The sequence below is a fragment of the Enterococcus sp. 7E2_DIV0204 genome, assembly GCF_002140855.1.
Classification (GTDB): domain Bacteria; phylum Bacillota; class Bacilli; order Lactobacillales; family Enterococcaceae; genus Enterococcus_L; species Enterococcus_L lemimoniae.
The window spans coordinates 1,556,011-1,575,468 of record NZ_NGKY01000001.1 but is presented as its reverse complement, the minus strand read 5'-3'; the positions used below and the strand labels follow the sequence as shown (position 1 = coordinate 1,575,468).

Genomic DNA, 19,458 nt, shown 5'->3' with positions numbered 1-19,458 from the left:
ACGACACAATCCTGTTTTCCTATTTTTCTGTCAGAGCTGAACGAGCCTGTTCGGCTTTTCTAATTGAGAATGATTTTCATTCTTACTTATTAGTCTATGCGAAATTCGTGATAAAAGCAATACTTTTTTAGCTTTTATCCATTCTCAATTAGAGCCGATTTTTAACTTCTCCAAACGTTTCAACCTTGATCTATGCTATAATTTGAAGTAAGACTATATGGAAGCAGGTTAGATAATTAATGGCACAAGATGACTTACAGAAACATTTAGACAATGCAATGTATGGCACCCCGTTGCTGAAACCCGAGGAACAGCGCAAGTATATGGGTACTTTCCGTGAAAGATGTTATCTCACGATGACAATTGAGCAGATGAAAAAGACAGAAGACAAAGCGAATTTTTTGAAAGAGCTAGCACAACACCCCGACGCTACCGTTCTTTTAAATGGTGCAATGGCTAGCGATTTACAGTCTGCTTATATTAAATTGATCAATGAGCGACAAACAAAATTTACAGTGGTCAATGATTTTGTTGAAAATACACCTAATGCTTTGGGGTTAGTTTTAACTTCAAATGAAGCGGTTAATGAAGAAACAATCGATATTGAACAAAAATATCCTAAGCAGACTTCAACAGAGGCAACAGAACAACCTAAAAAAGGGTTCTGGCATAAATTATTTCATTAAATAGGAGGAACTATGATGGTAAACCCAGATTTATTGAAACAAGATTTAGCTGACGCATTAAATGCTCATATTAAATTGTTGCGTGAAGTAGAACAAATCGAAGTGGATCATATGGATGCTTTTACGTTTATGATGCGTAGCTTTGGTTTTATGTTGGACCGATCGCCTAAAGTACTGCTAGGACAGGATAATGAAGCGTTGAATTATATGATGTTTCAATATTATAGTTTGTTGACAGAACTTAAGTATAATTTGATTTTGAATTATCCATATGCTCGGTTGCAAGGGAAGACGATGAAAGAGGTCGTTGAAGTATTTCCGACAACATATGAACGTGAAATGAAGCAATGGTGGGAAGAGAAGACTGGATTGGCTATTGAGGAGACGAAGCAGACCATTTTGATTAAGGAATTGGACTATTAAAAATAGTGTCATCATAAAAAATAAGGGTGTGGGTCAAAAGTAAAACTCACTTTTGTTTCACACCCTAAATACGAATAAACGGTAGAAACAGAAGCAACCCCTTCTTATTGCTGTAAAACACAGCGAGGTACGAGCTGACGTTACACAGTACCTACTTGGTTCTCGGGGTTAAACACTTCTGTCCCATCCTCTTTTCATCTCTCGACTAACTGATAATATACTTTTGACGTACGCCAATAAATGACAAAATAAGCCAAAGAAAAAATCAGCACACATATGATCGTTGTTATGATCAATAAATAAGAATTGTTCAGTTCAAACAATGTCATTAATTTTCTTATGATCGGAAAAGCAAAACTTAAGTGGATCACTGCAACAATGATCGGTAAAAAGAATACTAGTAAAATTTGTTGCTGAATCGTTTTTTTCACTTCTTTATGACTCAAGCCAACTTTTTGCATAATGATAAATCGTTCTCGATCGTCACTACCTTCTGAAACTTGTTTGTAGTAAATGATCAAGGTTGTAGCCATTAAAAAGCTTATTCCAAAGATAATCCCTAAGAAGAAAAAGCCGCCATATAATAACCGCATTTCTTCCCGATCTTTATCGATCGAGGTCACTGTCAACGAACGTTCTACTTCTTCACTCCCGCTCACGGCTGTGATTGCTTGAAATCTTTCCTGCAATCTATCTGCAATTTCCATTCTTTTGGTTATAGAGCCTGCTAATTCGAAGCTGACAATTGAAACAGGGGTTGGCGTAAACGGAAAGACTGATTCTTTGAAGTCCTCAGCTATTCCTTCGAAAAATGCTGTACTCGCCACTTTATCAGGAATCACCAGAATCAGAGAGCCTAAAACCCCATCTTCTTCTTTCGGTGCAAATATAAACTGTTTAAGTGTATCTTTCACTTCAAATACCTGCGTGCCAATAGTGATTCTTTTTTCCTTATACTCACCAGAAACAGGGTAAACATAGACCTCATTATTTGCTAAAGTCAGCTTTTCCCTTTCAATACGATTATACTCACTTAACGATATGAAGCGAATTCCAACAATATTACTATAATTTGAAAAGGCTTCTTTTAATTGGGTAAACGAATCGTCGTTTTCTTTCAGCGTGATCAGAGGACTTGAAAGCGTAGCATAATTGACTTCGTCAAGTGCTGACCCTTGATCTTTTACTACATCGTTTATAGTTTGTTTCGTTTCTGCCATTGGCAAAGCAACCTCTACAGAATTTTCAAATGGATTTCTACTTTGAATGATTTTCTCCTGTCCGATATACAAACAAACAGTGGATGAGATCGTTACTAATGCCATCGTACATAAAACGGAAATCGTTGCGAGTCCTGCCCCATTTTGTTTCATTCGAAAAATCATACTGGAAATCGAGATGAAATTATTCGGTCGATAGTAGAATTGTTTATTTTTTTTCAACAGTTTCAATAGTGTGACGCTTCCTGCGATAAAAATACTATATGTTCCGATAATCACCAAAATGACAGCAATAAAAAATTGAGTCAAGGCCTTTACTGGTGAATCGATTGTTAATGAAATACCATACCCAGCGCTTAGACAAACAATTCCTACTAGAGTAAACAACCATTTTGACTTAGGTTCTTTTTCTCCCGAACTCGCTTGTCCCAATAGCTCGATTGGTTTCGTCTTCCTGACTTCCCAAGTATCATATAAAAATGTGCCCATAAAAATCCCTAAAAATAGTAATGAAACCTGTCCTAACGATGCTACAGAAAATTCATAAACAAAACCATCTCCAAAACCTGTCAAACGCTTCAAAACGAGAAACATTAGTTTAGATACTACCGCACCTGAAAGTAATCCGACAGTTAACGTAACGAATAATGTCATCAGATTTTCAATCAACATCATCACAGTTAAGTTTTTCTTATCCATCCCTAAAATATTGTATAGACCTAGTTCCTTTTTACGTCGCTTCATCAAAAAGCTGTGGGTATAAAACGTAAAAATAATGGTAAAAATCATAATGATCTTACCACCTAAACCAAACATCACTTTAAGTGAGGAAGCTCCTTTTAGCGTATCTAGACCTTGATTATTACTCATGATCTGCATGACCATGTTCAAAATCACTGTAAAGATCGTTGCTAAACAAAAGGGAACATACCCTGCATGATTTTTCTTGATGTTACTGTAAGCCAAACGTAGATATAACATACTTTAGACCCCTTTCGTCAACAAGGTCGTCATTGTTTTTGAAATATCACTCAACAATTCATCGTGTGTTTTTTGACCTTTATACAGTTGATGAAAAACTTGGCCATCTTTAATGAATAAAATCCGATTCGCATGACTAGCTGCAATCGCACTATGAGTAACCATTATGATCGTTTGGTTTTGTTGGTTGACTTCTTGAAATAATTGTAGTAAATTTTCAGAACTTCTTGAATCTAAAGCCCCCGTCGGTTCATCCGCCAAAACTAATTGCGGTCTTGTGATGAGTGCTCGGGCGGCAGCTACTCGTTGTTTTTGTCCGCCTGAAATCTCATATGGGTATTTTTCCAACAATTGGTCGATCCCTAATGTTTTAGCTAATGGCGTTATTCGCTTAGTCATTTCAGCTATATCGATTTTAGACAACACTAATGGTAGAAATATATTGTCTTTAACGGAAAAATTATCCAGTAAATTAAAATCCTGGAATACAAAACCCAAGTTCTCACGGCGAAATGCGGCTAATTTCCCCTCTGGTATCTCTGTAATATTTTTTCCATTTAGCAACACGGTTCCATTTGTCGGCATATCCAAGGTTGCTAAAGTATTCAATAAAGTACTTTTACCCGAACCAGATTCTCCCATAATTGCGATATATTCCCCTTCTTCCACTTGAAAAGAAACATCTTTTAAGGCCGTTACTTGATTTCCGCTAAACCTTGTTTGGTAAATCTTTTGAATATGATTGACTTCTAACATCGCCATTACATTCGCTCCTGTCTATAAAAATCTATATACTCACTATAAAGAAAAAAGCAGCCAAAGAACACTTACACTTCGCCTGCCATCCTTACAATGAGGTAAGGATCAAATATAAACTATCGACTATTCAAGTTCAAAAACGTTTTGAGTGAGTTTTAGTTTGACCTTCGTGCCGCGCCCTACTTCTGAGGTAAGATAGATTTGATGGCCTAATTTAGTCAAAATTTCTTTGCACATAAATAGTCCTAAACCAGATGCTTTTTGATACGTTCTTCCGTTAAAGCCTGTATAGCCACGTTCAAATACTCTACTAGCATCTTCTGGCAAAATACCAATACCAGAATCTTCAATGACCAATTCAAGTTGGTTTACGCTATCCAGGTAAACCTTGATTCCTCCTTGATTTGTATATTTGATTGCATTAAACATCACTTGTTCCAAGACAAACTGCAACCATTTTTTATCACTGATAATTTTTGTGTTTGTCGGCGTCAATGAAAATGAAAGATTTTTATGAATAAAAAAGACCGCATATTTTTTTACAGTCTCTTTAACAAGCAAATCCAAATCGATTTCTTCAAAAACAAAATCAGTTTCTGTATGGTTCATTCGTAAATACTGCAGCATCATGTTCAAATACTGATCCACTTTAAATAATTCCTGCTTCAAAATATCTTGGTCCAATTCATTTTCTTGCATTTTTAAATTTAATACAGCGATCGGCGTTTTGATTTGATGGCTCCACATACTGTAATAATCCATTAATTGCTGATTAGCTGCCTCAAGGGAACCAATTTCTGTTCGATACTCTTTTTCTAACCCAGTCAGCAGTTGTTCATATTCTGCTTCCAATAAAGAACGACTATTTTTTTTCTGGGAAGGATATAATCTGGGGGCTTGAATCCCTTCTTGCAACTGTCGATGTTTTCTGAAATATAGACTAAATTGAATACTTATTACGCTAAAAATCAACAATCCTGAAAAAAGGATTGCATCTGAATAAACAATAAAAGGAATCTCATAGAGAAAAAAGGTCATAGCAAACAATCCGACGATTCCGACATAAGTTATGATCGCAAAACGCTTATCTAGTAAATAACGAAAAAATACCTTCATCCACCTTACACTCCTTTTCCTAAACGATACCCCTTACCTTTTTCTGTATATATTTGTTTATCTAGTCCAATTTCAGCTACTTTTTTTCGCAGGCGCGTCATATTGACTGACAACGTATTTGCATCGATAAATTCTTCGCTTTCCCACAGTTTTTCCATGATTTTTTCTTTTGGAATCAATTTTTCTGGTTGTTGAAAAAGCATCCCTAAGATCTTTGATTCATTGATGGTTAATGCCACGGCTTGTTCTTTCAAGACTACTTCAAACGCTTCTAAATCCAGCGTAAAGCCTTGATAGTTCAACCTATGATTCGTCGGTAACATTTCACTTCGGCGTAAGATCGCTTGAATTTTTGCAACTAGGATTTGTAAATCGAAGGGTTTGGCAATAAAATCATCTGCTCCCATATTCATCGCCATTAAAATATTCATATTATCATTCGCTGAGGACAAGAAAACAATCGGTACATCTGACTGTTTTCTTAGCTCACTACACCAATGAAACCCATTATATAAAGGCAAAGAGATATCCATCAGAACTAAATCTGGTTGATACTGTAAAATAGCTTCTGCTACATTTTGGAAATCAGTGGCTGCTTGAACATCAAGGGACCATTTTTTCAGAAACGTAGCAACGGTTTGCGTAATTTGTCTATCATCTTCTACTATGTAAATTTTTTTCATTTTACCCTCCAGTGTTTCAGCTTTAAAGCTTTTCCTTTTATTTTGGGAATCAATCACCGATTTGTCAATTTATTTTTTCAATAAAAAATAAAGGCGTCAGACAAAATAATGAGCCCTCCTAAGTTAGTGTACGCTAACTTTAGGGGGACTCATTTTCCTTCCTATTATCTAAACACTTCTGGATAAAGCATTTCGAGTACATCCATCGTTAAATGGCGTCCTTTACCTGAGTGTGGATAAGCATGCATATGCATTGCTGGATTAAAATTAGCTTCTATAATCCCATAGGTTCGGCTATTTTTAGTTCCTGTGATCGATTTGTCTGGAACGATCAAATCGATTCCGCAAATTTTTGCACCTAATGTTTTCACGGCTTCCACAGCAATCTGCTTATAGCTTTCATCAAAATCATCTGTCACATCGATCGAATCACCGCCTGTGCTGACGTTAGAATTTTCTCTTAGGTAAACAATTTGATCTTTTTCTGGAACAGAGGTCGTTAACAGGTTTTGCTCTTTTAACATCAAGCGTTCTACATCCCCTAATTGAATCAACTCTAATGGTGAACGATGATGGGTTCCTCTTAATGGGTCAAGATTTTTTTCCGCCACCAATGCTTCAACGGAACGAACTCCGTCGCCTACAACATTAGCAGGTACACGCAACATGATTGCTCGCACTTGGTCATCTAAAACAAAGAAACGATACTCTGTTCCCGGCAAGAACTCTTCGATCAAAACAGCAGAATCCTCTTTAAATGCTAACTTCAACGCTTCTGTAAAGTCAGCTAGAGATGCTCCTTCTTTAAAAATCGTGATCCCTAGACCATAATTCGTTGTTTTTGGTTTAATCACAAAGGCTTTTTCTGAATATTTGATATAAGCTTGTTCAGCTCTCTCGACCGTATCAAACTCATCTCCAGCTGGCACTGTGAAACCAGCTTCGGCTAAGACTTTTTTAGTCACCGTTTTATTCTCCATGATCAATGGTACGATGTAGCTATCTTTACTGGTCATATTCGCATTTTTAACATATTCGATATGATCTTTGTGCTTAAGTTTTAAAAATTGTTCCTGTTCATCTAATAGTTCAACTTCCACACCTTTTTGAATAATATCAAATAAAAATAGTTGAGTGGATAGCTCCATATTTCTAAAGCCGGCCAGTTGATAAGGACGTTCAAAAGCCATACCTTGGTATTCTTTCCCAAAAATAATCCCCAATTCATGATTAGAATTACTTTCAATGATCGTCCACATTTTTCCAGCAATCGTTAAATCAGGTGTTCTTAGCTGTGCTCGATGAATCTCTAATGATTTCTTCGTTCTAAACAGTCCCAACGCTTCGATCATTTCATCCATTTCAGCAAAAATACGGTCACCTTCTGCCAAAAGTTTTACTTGAGCGAATGGATGCCCCAATGCCACTTGTTCATTCAAGAAATCTCCTGTAGCTACCCAATCATTCGGCGCTTCTTTTTCATCTGTCCATAATAAATACAGCATAAATAAGTGAATGAATTCGAGTGTTTCTTCGTCTACACCTAATGGAGCAAATGGATTTAAATCGAGATTCCTTAATTCAATATAGCGAATCCCTGTTTTCGGTAAATCAGCCATCTGTTTACCACCACGTAATCTAACAGCAGAATAGAATTCTTTTTCTTCAGATAAAATGCCATTTTCAACCATTCGGTGAATATCGTTGATGTATTGTTGCAATGATTCATACGATACTTTGACATCTTCATTATTTTTATAGCCAAACGAACTATTGCGTAAACTTCTTACAGGCCCTTTCGGACGCTCTTCTCGTTCTGTAAAATAGCCTTCTTCACTAACTGGCGAAGCACCAAATAGGTACGTGATCAGCCAGCGATAACGTAAATAATTACGTGAAACTTTCATATAAAGAATATTTTTAAATTCTTCGATCGTTTCGTATTCTGATTGCTCTGAAAAAAGCAGTTGAACTAATTCGATATCATATTCAAAATTAAAATGGATACCACTAACCATTTGCTTGCGTTTGCCGTATTCTCTTGCTAAATAACGACGATAAAGAATCCCTTCAAACTGATCCAGTTTAGCGATCTTTATATCTTCATCTTTTAGCGGTAATTTTGGCGGCATACTTAGCGGCCAAAGCATTTCATGTTTATTCATCGAACGTAATGCTACATCATGAATTGCAGCTAGATAACGCAACATTTCATGAATAGAATTTGCCACAGGTGTAATCAATTCCATCTGTGACTCACTAAAATCTGTTTGAATATATGGATGGTAGGAACGATTCCCTAATACTTTTGGGTGATCCGTCGTTGCTAATTGACCATCAAACGTTGTGCGCTGGCTTTCTTTTTCTAAGCCAAATCGTGCGGCCATAACATATGGACGAACGCTTTTTTGTTGTAACAACTCTTTAAATTTCATACTGTCGCCTTTCTTCCCCGTTATTATTCCATTACTCACCATTATATAGAAAAAGGGCAGCAAAAAGAATATTTTAGCTTAAATTTTGTCAAAAAGGAACTAAACTTCCTTAATTGGGTAAAAATATCTCGACCTGTCCATACTCCATTATTCCCTCATATCCTTTTCAGCCATACAACTTCATTGTATACTAAAGAAAAATAAGTCAACTCAGAGGAGAACATTATGCATCCTAATAAAGCCTTGATTGTTATCGATCTTCAAAATGGTCTAGAAACTGTTGGAACAGGCTTGTTCCAGCTAACTGATGTACTCTCTGGTGTAAACCAGCGTATTGCAGATTACCGAACTAATCACCTACCGATTATATTTATTCAGCATGAGGATGCTGAAATAGTCGCCGGTAGTCAGGATTGGCAATTATTTACGCAACTAGATGCTCAAACAGAAGACTTCTATGTTGGAAAAACACATGCCAACTCTTTTTACCAAACAAATCTAAAAGAGCTGTTAGATTCCTTATCCGTCTCTGAACTTGAATTTTGTGGCGCACAAACAGAATATTGCGTTGATACTACGATTCGTATGGCACATGGTTTAGGATATACTTGTTTCATGAAACGAGGTCTAAGTACCACCTTCAATAACGATCTTTTAGGTGCACAAAGCATTATCCAGCATCATGAAAATTTATGGGACAAACGTTTTTTAACCTTTATTTGATTAAATAGGTTCTGTTTTTCTATTCTCTATGATTTTACCATACTCAGCGAATAAAAAATTAAAAATATCTCATGATATCTTTTAGTCTTTCATGATAGTATGACTAAGGGATATTATTTTGTGCATTTATTTATCATTCAGTAATGATATCTCACATTTTTAGAAACGGAGGAAGTAAATAGAAATGAAATTTACAAAACAACAAATTCAAGATACGTTATATGTGACGATTGGTTCACTTATTTTAGCAATCTCAATCAATTCAGTGTTATTACCGAATAAAATCGTCGCAGGTGGTGCCAACGGAATTAGTGTTGTAATCAACTATCTTTTTGGTCTTAATCCAGCCATCGTTTTATATGCGATCAATTTGCCATTATTAGTTCTTTGCTTTTTATTACTTGGAAAAGAGGTTGGGATCAAAACGATTTACGGTAGTTTGATTTACCCTTTCTTTGTCGGAATCACAACTCATTTACCGGTATTGACTCATAATATCTTTCTAGCGACGATTTTTGGCGGTATCTTGACTGGTATCGGTTTAGGTTTAGAATTTCGTGGAAATGCCTCAACTGGGGGAACTGCAATCATTTCACAAATCGTTAATAAGTATTTTAAAATTTCATTAGGTGTTTCGATTTTGTTTGTTGATGGCATCGTGATTTTATCTGCACTATTTGTTTTTAATACAGATACCGTCCTATTTTCTCTGATTTGCTTATACCTTATTGGACGTGTGGTAGATATGGTACAAGTTGGTTTTGTTCGTTCGAAAAATGTGATGATCATCTCACCAAAATACGCAGAAATCAAAGAGAAAATTTTGGTCGAGATGGACAAAGGCTTGACAATGATCCCTATCGAAGGTGGGTACCAAAAAAATCCGAGTATGTTAATGATGACTGTCGTGAGTGAAAAAGATTTCTCTAGAATTAAAGAAAGTGTCTTAGCTATTGACGAAGAAGCCTTTGTGGTGTCGATGAATGCCAGTGAAGTTTTTGGTCGCGGGTTTAGCTTGAAGAAAATAGCGGAAGATTACGGGATTGAAACAAATAATTTGTAAACTGAAAAGTGGAATGAACTGTTTAGACCTCGAACAAATTAGGAAAATAATTTTTCATACGATTGCCAATTTCAATAAATTCCCTTTGGCAGAAATGCTTGTCGGAAGAAAAAAGAATAAGTTTGAGCCATTTGAATATTACAGTAAAAATAGACAGACATTTTAAAGTCGTTAATTACAAACTCTATAGATACTTGTATTAAAAAAATAGTTTTTGAACAATCGTCTTACTGACGTATTCAAAAACTATTTTTCTTATAAACCACATAACATATCTAGTGTCTAATCTTCAATCTTTAATAATCCTTTAAACAAACCAATCGCAAAATCATTCGCATCGAATGGTTCTAAATCATCAATTCCCTCACCTAGTCCAACTAATTTTACTGGTAAATGCAGCTCATTACGGATTGCTAAAACGATCCCGCCTTTTGCTGTACCATCTAATTTCGTTAAAACTAAGCCCGTGACATCGGTCGTTTCTTTAAATTGTTTGGCTTGTGACATAGCATTTTGGCCTGTTGTTGCATCCACTACAAGTAATACTTCATGCGGTGCATCTGGTAATTCGCGTTGGATTACACGTTTAATTTTTTCCAACTCATTCATCAAATTGACCTTATTTTGTAAACGGCCAGCTGTGTCTACCAACAAAATATCTGCGTTTTCAACTTTAGCACGTTCTACTGCATCAAAAACAACAGCTGCTGGATCTCCTCCTGCATTGCCTCGAACAACCTCAACACCTGCACGTTCGCCCCAAACAACTAATTGATCGATCGCTCCTGCCCTAAACGTATCTGCAGCAGCTAGCAAGACCTTTTTGCCATCTCGTTTAAACTCATGTGCTAATTTTCCGATGCTAGTTGTTTTTCCAACACCATTTACACCAACAAATAGCATGACAGTTAATCCGTTTGATTGAATATTCAGCGCGTTATTTTCTTCAATGCCTTCTGCTTCGTATAAATCAACCATTTTTTCAATAATTGTATTTTGAACTGCTGCTGGCTTTTTCACGTTACGTAGTTTGACTTCTTGACGTAAAGATTCAGTAATTTTTATGGCTGTATCAAAGCCTACATCCGCACCAATCAAGGTTTCTTCTAATTCTTCGAAAAAGTCTTCATCTACTGAACGGAAATTGGCGAACAATTCATTCAGACGTTCACCGAACGTTTTACGTGTTTTTTCTAATCCTTTTTCATATTTTTCTTGAACAACGAGCTCTTCTTTTTGTTCCTCAATGATTTCAGGATCAACTAGTTCTTCAGCTTGGGTAGCTGGATCAATAGTAATCAGAGGATCGATTTCAGGTTCTATTGCTTTTTCAGGTTCTTCTGTTGTTTCAAGAGAATCTGGTTGTACTTGCTCCAAGATTTCAGCTGTTGTTTGTTGTTCTTCCGGAATCACTTCTTCTTGAACGGATTCAATAACCTCTTCCTCTGTTTTGATTTCAGCAGGCGGTGTTTCTTTTTCGTTCATAAACGCTTTTTTTATTTTATCGAAAAATCCCATTTAATTCCCTCCTTTCAATGGTTCTAATACAAATTTCTCTACAGCTTGTGCCACACCATCATTATCATTGGTATCTGTGATCACGTCTGCCATGTCTTTAACTTTCGCGACAGCATTTTCCATTGCCACACCAAGTCCTGCATATTCGATCATCGGTAAGTCATTTTCCTCATCACCGATTGTCATGATCTCTTCTTGTTTGATTCCTAAATCTCTAGCTAATAGCGAAATACCATAGGCTTTGGTAATTCCTTTTGGCATAAATTCTAGTAGATTACTTCTCGTTTTGATGATTTCATAGCGTTCGTAAAATGGTGCAGGTATTTTTTGAATTTGTTCATCTAAATATGTTTCATCGATTGCCACAACTGCTTTGTTAAAAATCTGACCTGCTGTAAGTTGAGCTAATTCATAGGATTCAAACGTCAACAGATTATTTAATTGGCTGTACAAAGAAATGTGCTCTTGTGAAGCAGGTAGTTGCATCACAAGTCCATCAGATAAAATATCCAACGGTACATTCAATGAGGTAGCTAATTGATATAAGTCATGCACATCTTCTAATGGCATCAATGCTTTTTCGATGATTTCACCAGTATCATTTTTTTGAACTAAGCCACCATTAAAGGTAATACTGTAATCACCATTATCACGTAGCCCTAATGTTTCTAAATATAGTTCAATTGCAGCCAACGGTCGACCTGTACAAATAACAATTTTAACGCCTTGTGCTTTTGCTTGCGCTAAAGCCGCTTTGTTTCTTGTAGAGATCTGCTTGTTACTATCTAAAAGTGTACCATCTAAATCGATAGCGACTAATTTAATCAACCCGATTCCTCCTTTTTTCAGTTGGAGCTTGCCTATGAAGCTAACGGCATTATCATTAGCTTTCAGCGACGATCGCACCGCCCTCTTTTACTTCTTCTAAACGAACAGATACGATTTTCGATACACCCGATTCTTGCATCGTGACACCATACAAGACGTCTGCTGCTTCCATCGTTCCTTTACGGTGTGTTACCACAATAAATTGCGTATCATCTTCAAACTCACTTAAATAATGACCAAAACGAGAGACGTTGGCATCATCTAATGCTGCCTCAACCTCGTCCAAAACACAAAACGGAACAGGTCTAACTCGAATGATCGAGAACAATAACGCAATTGCCGTTAATGCTCGTTCACCACCAGAAAGTAAGCTTAAGTTCTGTAGTTTTTTACCTGGAGGTTGTGCTTCGATTTCTACCCCAGTATTCAATAGATCCTCTGGGTTGGTTAAAATCAACTCAGCTCGACCACCACCGAACATGTTAGGAAATACGACTTTAAATTGAGCTCGAATCGCTTCAAAAACTTCACTAAAACGAGCCTTGACTTCTTCGTCCATTTCTCCCATTGTCTCAAATAATTGTTCCTTAGCATCTAATAGATCATCACGTTGAGAGACTAAAAACTCATGTCGTTCATTGACTTGTTCGTATTGTTCAATCGCGTTGAGATTGACTGGACCTAGGCGCTCGATATCTCGTTTTAAGCGTTTAACTTCGATTTTCGCCTGCTCTTTGTCGATTGTTAGTTCATAATCTTCATTGGCACGTTCAAAGGTCAAACTGTATTCTTCTTGTAAGTATTGTAAGGAATTGTCCAATTTGATTTCTGCCCGATTTTTTTCAACTTCGATTTTCGTTTGTTCTGTTAATAAATGTTGTTGCTGTTTATTTTCTTCCGCTAAACCAGTATCGATTTGATCCACTTGCTCTTGTAATTGCTGACGAGCGTTTTTGGCTTCTTGAATGCTTGTTTGCAGTTGTGCTTTTTTCTCTGCTAGTTGTTCTAATTGAACAGCCAAACTTTCTTCTGTCACTTGATGATCCGTTGAGTTGTCATTCAATTGTTGTAATTGCTGACGCAACGCAGTTTCTCTTGCTAACAATTCATCTAGTTGGCTTTGTTTTTCTGCTGCTTGCTCGGTTAAATGAGCCAATTGTTCAACTGCAACAGCTTGATCTGCTTGTACTTGATTGAAGTGTTCAAAGGCCTCTGCTCGCAAGGTTTCCATTTGGCTGGCTTCTTGATCCACTTGCTTCATTTCACGATCCAAACGGTCTTTGGTTTCGTTCAGTTCTTGCTGTTTTTGGGTTAGTTCTTCTTTTCTGGTTTGATATTCCGTTAAGAATTGATGTAATTCACGAGCTTCAAATTCAAACAGACGTTGTTCTTTTGTCAAACGAGTGATGTTTTCTTCTTGATTCGCTAGTTTGTTTTGTAATTCTTGTTGTTTTAAACGGCTTGTCTCACCAGTCGAACGTAATTGTTCCAGTTTTTCATTTAGTTCTTTGACTTCGTCTGTTAGTTTTTGGACCTCTTTTTCGTTGAGCGTTAATTGTTTTTCGACACGCTCCATTTGTTCAGTCAACGTTTGTAGTTCTTGGGTTTGAGAAAATAAGCTACCTTGATTGCCTCGTTTATTGGCACCACCTGTCATTGAACCACCAGAGTTCATGACATCGCCATCTAATGAAACAACACGATATTGGTAGTTAACCGCTTTTGCTAATTGATTGGCGCTTTCCAAGGACTCTGCTAGTAACGTCACACCTAAAAGATTTTGGATTACATTGCTGACGTCATCTGAAAAGTGGACTAATTCACTAGCAACACCTAGAAATCCTGAAATAGTACGAACACGGTCACGGACGGCACTAGAAACATTTCTCGGTTTAATTGTGGTCAAAGGTAAGAATGTTGCTCGGCCGCTGTGTTGTTGTTTTAAGAACGTGATTCCAGCTCGACCATCTTTTTCAGTTTCTACAACGACATGTTGGGCTGCGCCGCCTAAAGCTGTTTCAATCGCCAAAGTATACTCTTTTGGTACATCGATCAGTTCAGCCACTGCTCCAACAATTCCAGTTAATTGCTCTTTATGTTTTAAGACTGCTCGAACCCCTTGATAAAACCCTGAATAATTCTCTTGGATTTCTTGCAGACTTTTTTGGCGAGCTTTCGCTTGCTGTACTTGGTTCATAGTTTGGTACATTTGTTTTTGCTTTACCGCTAACTGTCCTTGCTTTTGATCCAATTGTTGTTTTAGCTGCATATATTGTTCTCTTTGATCCATTAAGGATTGTTCAGAGGCAGCGACGCTTGTTTCTAGTTGTTCCTTCTCAGTTAAGGCATCTGCCATTTGTTCTTCTAAAGCTTCATGCTTTTGTATCGATTGTTGATTTTTAGCTGTTTCTTGTTGGTATTGACGTTCTAAATATTTAAGATCGTTTGCCGTATTTGCTTGTTCCTGCATGACTTCAACATATTGGCTTCTTAATTCTTCCAATAATTCTTTTGAAGACTTGCTGTATTTTTCAACTTCTAATTCTGATGCTTTGATTGCTTCAACGAGTGATTCACGTTGCGCTTTTTTCTCTGTTACTTTCGCTTGTAAGTCTTGAACTTCTTCACGATAACGAGTAATTTTTTCAGCATTCTCTGCTAACGATTGTTGGTATTCACTCGTCGTTTGCATTGTATGTTTTGACCGTTCGACTAAAACATTTTTTTGTCCTTCGGTTTGTTTTAATGCTTCTGTGATTTGTAATAGTTGTTGCTGTTCTGTTTCGATTTGCTCATCCAATTTGTTTCGTTTACCACGTAGTTGGAAAAGTTCATCTTCTGAATCATGGATTTTTTTGCTGGCTATCTGTAATTTTTCTTCGATCGTAGTCAGTTCAGCTGCTTTGATTTCCCAAACTTCTTTGGCTGTTTCGATTTCTGTTACAGTCAAACTAACGTCAATCTCCGTCAAACTTTCTTTAAGTTTCAAAAACTCCTTGGCTGCTTCACTTTGTGCAGCTAAAGGAGTCAATTGATCTTCTAATTCATAGATGATATCCTGCACACGACTTAAATTATCTTCTGTTTCAAATAGTTTTTGTTCTGCCTTTTTCTTGCGTTGCTTGTACTTCAAGACACCGGCCGCTTCTTCAAAAATACCACGACGATCTTCTGGTTTACTATTAAAAATAGCTTCGACTTTCCCTTGAGAAATAATGGAAAATGATTCTTTGCCCAACCCAGAATCCATAAATAAATCATGAATGTCTTTTAAGCGGCACGCCTGTTTATTGATATAAAAATCACTTTCGCCTGTTCGACGATAACGACGTGTCACACTAATTTCAGTAAAGTCTAATGGTAAGAAATGATCACTATTATCCAAGACAACCGTTACTTCAGCAATATTCAGGGCTTTCCGTCCTTCTGAACCCGCAAAAATAATATCCGGCATCTTACCACCACGAAGACTTTTAGCAGATTGCTCGCCTAAGACCCAGCGAATCGCTTCGGTGATATTACTTTTTCCGCTGCCGTTAGGTCCAACGACAGCCGTAACACCATTTTCAAACTCTATAACGGTTCGATCCGCAAAGGATTTAAATCCTGCGATCTCAATTCGTTTTAAATACACGAATAAAACGGCTCCTTCCAAGCTTACTCAGGATTTTGTTTCAGCGCTCGTTCAGCGGCATCCTGTTCTGCTAATTTCTTCGATTTCCCCTGACCTGTACCGATCATTTTTTCGTTGACATAAACCTCAACAAAAAAGATTCGGTCATGAGCTGGGCCTTCTTCATTGACTAAACGGTAGTCAATGTTGACGTCCCCTTGTCGTTGTAATACTTCTTGTAAATGGGTTTTATGATCCATCTCATGTGAAAAAGCACCGGCATCGATTTTCGGAAAAATGACTTCTGCAATGAATTTCTTGACGGCATCGACTTTTTGATCTAAGAACAAAGCACCTAAAAATGCTTCAAATAAATCACAAAGTAGTGCTGGACGTGTGCGTCCACCTGAATTTTCTTCGCCTTTGCCAAGAAGAATATATTGATCGAAATGACATTCTTTCGCAAATTTGGACAAACTATCTTCACGAACGATCGCCGCCCGCATTTTTGTTAGTTTGCCTTCTGGCAGCTCTGGAAATTGTTTATACAAATATTGAGAAACCAATAATTCTAAAACGGCATCTCCTAAAAATTCTAATCGTTCATTGTCAGATAGTTTTAAGTATCGATGCTCATTCACATAGGATGAATGGGTAAAAGCCTGTTCTAATAGGTTGACATCATGGAAAACAATGCCGTAACGTTCTTTTAATTCTGTAGTTAGCTGATTGTCCATTTGCTACATTCCTTTAAGTTTATTTACAACCTTCTCTATTATACTTTTTTTTGCGTGATTTTTAAATGGTTAGGGGGTAATTGCCCCAAAATGACAGCTGAATTCATCGTATTTGAAGAGTTTCCTAATGATTTTAGGGTATTTTTATCATAAATTGTGAATTTATCGCATTCTTTTAGTTTGAAAAGACAAAAAGCGTTCAAGATCTGAGAGAATCTTGATACGCTTTTGGTTTAATTTTATTCCGTAAAAAATCGTTTAATTTCAACCGCTGCTGCTTCTGGTGAATCTGACGCATGGATAATATTTTCATAACTATTAGCGCCGTAATCGCCTCGAATCGTACCGGGTTCTGCTTCTAAGCAATTAGTTGCCCCAATCATTTTTCGGACTGTTTTGATGACGCTTGTTCCTTCTAAAACAAGATAAACTACTTCTGATGAAGTCATGTAGGTCATCATATCTTCAAAGAAATCAAATTTTTTAACATGTGCATAATGTTCTTCTGCTAATTTACGAGACATCTTAGCAACTTTTAACTGACTAAGCTTCAGTTGTTTTTTCTCAAATCGCTGAAGAATTTCTCCAACTAATTTACGCGAAACGCCATCAGGCTTGATAATAACAAGTGTTTGTTCCATTTGATTTCTCCCCTTGCTCTTGTTTATCGTTTGATTTGGAGCGCATTTTTTGTAAGCGCTTAACAAGAAGGTTATCACGATTCAAAAATTCTGTCTAGTGTACAAGTGACAAAAAAAGTTTTCCCTTTGTCACTTGTTAAATATTAAACAACTAAACAAGTAAAGTTATGAGTATTGCTGCTAAACATTAGCCAAGTTTCTTAAAATATACACATTCTAACTGAGTGGTGTCTGTAAGCTTTTTCCCATACTTTGATAAAAGTGTTGAGTAGTAGGTCCAATGGATATCATGCCAATTATTGAAACTTTGATCGCCCTCTTTGACAGCAAAGTCATTTGTAATCGAAGCAAACGTATTGATTTTTACCGCTTCAACCTCGACTTCACACACTTGTTTGCCTTGACTATCTTGAGTAAGCCATCGATCTCCAACCTGGGACGATTCGTTTAATCCAAGTTCTTGTAAATAGACTAATGAAGAGGTTGCAACTTTTATCCCTTCATCTACTAGCTGTGCAAGATAGTCCTGCTCATTTTCCTTTCCGCCAAATTTAACTACTTTCTGATTCATTCTATAATCCTCCTTGATTTAGTATAAAAAAAGGTGCCTGGACATAACTATACGAGTTACGCCCCCAGCCACCTGAAATCATAAACAACTTCTTCATTGTTTATCTTATTTAATCCTTTTAATTAGAAATTACTCATCGAATAATGTCCTTTTTTTCTTCGCTATCATTGCTACTATAAACAACAATGTTCCCGATACCCCAAATACTGTTCGCACACCAAAGGACTCTGAAATCAATCCCATCGATACCGAAGACAATGCAAATGTACCTGTATAAAGTACATTCATTGCAGCATAAATCGGAGCAAGCATGTCTTTTGGGATCGTTTGTTGTATAGCGGTTGCTTGAGGAATATTTTTGATTTGAGAAAAGATCCCCACAAAGACTGAACAAATCAAAATAAAAACAGGATTCCATCCTGGAGCCACTAAAAAGGTTACCATAGCGCCGAACAACGAGCCCACGATCACAGCTTTCGATTTATGTTGATTGATCCAATCTGAATGCCGCATAACAATAATACTTCCAAGCATCGCACCAATAAAATAAGTAGCATTTATATACCCCCACCAACTTTCAGAGACATGTAACACTTCTTTCACATAAACCAAAACAATCGCTGAAACCCAAGCTGTATTCGCAATGGTTTCAAGAATATCCATTCCGACAACAACCCGAACCAGAGAACGCTTGCGAATCCCTTGCCAACCCATAATAAAATTTCCCCATTCATTTTTCTCTGATTCCGCGCCTTTAGCAACTTGTGGCAATAGCCATAAAATAATAGCTGACAGCAAAAATAACCCTACATCCAACCACACAAGATTCGTCACAGAAAAAATAATCAACAATGATGAACCAATCGCCCAACTACCTATACTAACGACTTGCAGCATCGTGCTAAATATACTATTTGCACGAATCAAGTAATACTCCTCCACATAATAAGGAATTAAAGCTGTGCTAACTGGTTCAGCACATCCGTCTAAAAAAGCAATCCCTGCGATAAATACATACAAAATAGTTAAGTCAAGATGCTCGATAGCCACTTGCAAATAAACCGCTAATCCCGCTAAAATCAATGTCTTACACAACTGGCTTATCTGTAAAATTTTTGACAGTGATACTCTTACAACAATCAATGGTGTTAACAATCCTGATAAAACCATACTTCCTGTGATGATAACAGGTACAATAGAAGCTGCTAATGCCGAGTTCGTTAATGTAAATACAGAGCTAACCATCGCAATCGTATAAATAGTATCTCCAATATTGGCAATCATCTGACCTATAATAAGTTTATTGAACGCTTTATTTTTATTCATTTTTTTCACCTTCACTTAGAAGAAACGAAAATTTCGTTCTTCATTTTTTTCGTTCTTACTCAAGTGAAGTATTTTAAATATTCATAAGTGATTTCCTCCTGGTTTTGTATACGTTAGCGTTATTTTGTTTTCCAC

16 protein-coding genes are annotated in these 19,458 nt (G+C 36.8%); 4 read left to right on the top strand and 12 right to left on the bottom strand.

The window, feature by feature from the left end; genetic code table 11:
* Positions 1 to 239 precede the first annotated feature (239 nt).
* A complete protein-coding gene (locus tag A5819_RS07320; RefSeq protein WP_086278000.1) occupies positions 240 to 686 on the top strand; it encodes a YueI family protein in 447 nt (148 codons plus the stop codon).
* Between the two features lie 15 nt (positions 687 to 701).
* Positions 702 to 1,109 carry a hypothetical protein gene (locus A5819_RS07315; RefSeq protein ID WP_086277999.1) on the top strand — a complete coding sequence of 136 codons (408 nt, stop codon included), beginning with the start codon at positions 702 to 704 and terminating at the stop codon, positions 1,107 to 1,109.
* A gap of 194 nt (positions 1,110 to 1,303) precedes the next feature.
* Here the strand turns inward: A5819_RS07315 and A5819_RS07310 are convergent, their stop codons facing one another.
* From A5819_RS07310 to gshAB, 5 genes are all read right to left on the bottom strand, one after another.
* On the bottom strand, positions 1,304 to 3,310 hold the full coding sequence (locus tag A5819_RS07310; RefSeq protein ID WP_086277996.1) for an ABC transporter permease: 2,007 nt from the start codon (positions 3,308 to 3,310) through the stop codon (positions 1,304 to 1,306).
* A 3-nt stretch (positions 3,311 to 3,313) separates the two neighbouring features.
* Positions 3,314 to 4,072, bottom strand: coding sequence for an ABC transporter ATP-binding protein (locus A5819_RS07305; protein ID WP_086277994.1), 759 nt, complete (start codon positions 4,070 to 4,072; stop codon positions 3,314 to 3,316).
* Between the two features lie 120 nt (positions 4,073 to 4,192).
* Complete coding sequence (locus A5819_RS07300; protein ID WP_086277992.1) at positions 4,193 to 5,185, bottom strand: HAMP domain-containing sensor histidine kinase; 993 nt, start codon at positions 5,183 to 5,185, stop codon at positions 4,193 to 4,195.
* Positions 5,186 to 5,190: 5 nt separating this feature from the next.
* Positions 5,191 to 5,868 (bottom strand): response regulator transcription factor, encoded by a 678-nt coding sequence (locus A5819_RS07295; RefSeq protein WP_086277990.1) that lies wholly within the window; start codon positions 5,866 to 5,868, stop codon positions 5,191 to 5,193.
* A gap of 164 nt (positions 5,869 to 6,032) precedes the next feature.
* Positions 6,033 to 8,303, bottom strand: coding sequence for a bifunctional glutamate--cysteine ligase/glutathione synthetase (gshAB, locus tag A5819_RS07290; protein WP_086277987.1), 2,271 nt, complete (start codon positions 8,301 to 8,303; stop codon positions 6,033 to 6,035).
* A 225-nt stretch (positions 8,304 to 8,528) separates the two neighbouring features.
* Here gshAB and A5819_RS07285 point away from each other — a divergent pair, with 225 nt between their 5' ends.
* The gene (locus A5819_RS07285; protein ID WP_086277985.1) at positions 8,529 to 9,026 is read left to right on the top strand and encodes a cysteine hydrolase family protein; all 498 of its coding nucleotides are present in this window, start codon (positions 8,529 to 8,531) and stop codon (positions 9,024 to 9,026) included.
* Positions 9,027 to 9,204: 178 nt separating this feature from the next.
* Complete coding sequence (locus A5819_RS07280) at positions 9,205 to 10,089, top strand: YitT family protein (RefSeq protein ID WP_086277982.1); 885 nt, start codon at positions 9,205 to 9,207, stop codon at positions 10,087 to 10,089.
* Between the two features lie 282 nt (positions 10,090 to 10,371).
* Here A5819_RS07280 and ftsY read toward each other — a convergent pair whose 3' ends face one another.
* The 7 genes from ftsY to A5819_RS07240 all read right to left on the bottom strand — a co-directional run bounded on the left by ftsY (position 10,372) and on the right by A5819_RS07240 (position 19,323).
* Positions 10,372 to 11,607, bottom strand: coding sequence for a signal recognition particle-docking protein FtsY (gene ftsY / locus A5819_RS07270; RefSeq protein ID WP_086277978.1), 1,236 nt, complete (start codon positions 11,605 to 11,607; stop codon positions 10,372 to 10,374).
* The gene (locus tag A5819_RS07265) at positions 11,608 to 12,435 is read right to left on the bottom strand and encodes a Cof-type HAD-IIB family hydrolase (protein WP_086277975.1); all 828 of its coding nucleotides are present in this window, start codon (positions 12,433 to 12,435) and stop codon (positions 11,608 to 11,610) included.
* Positions 12,436 to 12,490: 55 nt separating this feature from the next.
* Entirely contained in the window at positions 12,491 to 16,069 is a 3,579-nt protein-coding gene (gene smc, locus A5819_RS07260; protein ID WP_086277973.1) for a chromosome segregation protein SMC, read from the bottom strand.
* A 23-nt stretch (positions 16,070 to 16,092) separates the two neighbouring features.
* Positions 16,093 to 16,785: a ribonuclease III gene (gene rnc / locus A5819_RS07255; protein WP_010766442.1), complete on the bottom strand. Its 693-nt coding sequence runs from the start codon at positions 16,783 to 16,785 to the stop codon at positions 16,093 to 16,095.
* 239 nt (positions 16,786 to 17,024) lie between these two features.
* The gene (gene ndk / locus A5819_RS07250) at positions 17,025 to 17,426 is read right to left on the bottom strand and encodes a nucleoside-diphosphate kinase (RefSeq protein WP_086277971.1); all 402 of its coding nucleotides are present in this window, start codon (positions 17,424 to 17,426) and stop codon (positions 17,025 to 17,027) included.
* Between the two features lie 187 nt (positions 17,427 to 17,613).
* Positions 17,614 to 17,997, bottom strand: a complete 384-nt coding sequence (locus A5819_RS07245; RefSeq protein ID WP_086277969.1) for an ASCH domain-containing protein — start codon at positions 17,995 to 17,997, stop codon at positions 17,614 to 17,616.
* Positions 17,998 to 18,126: 129 nt separating this feature from the next.
* Positions 18,127 to 19,323: an MFS transporter gene (locus tag A5819_RS07240; RefSeq protein ID WP_086277967.1), complete on the bottom strand. Its 1,197-nt coding sequence runs from the start codon at positions 19,321 to 19,323 to the stop codon at positions 18,127 to 18,129.
* Positions 19,324 to 19,458: the final 135 nt, after the last annotated feature.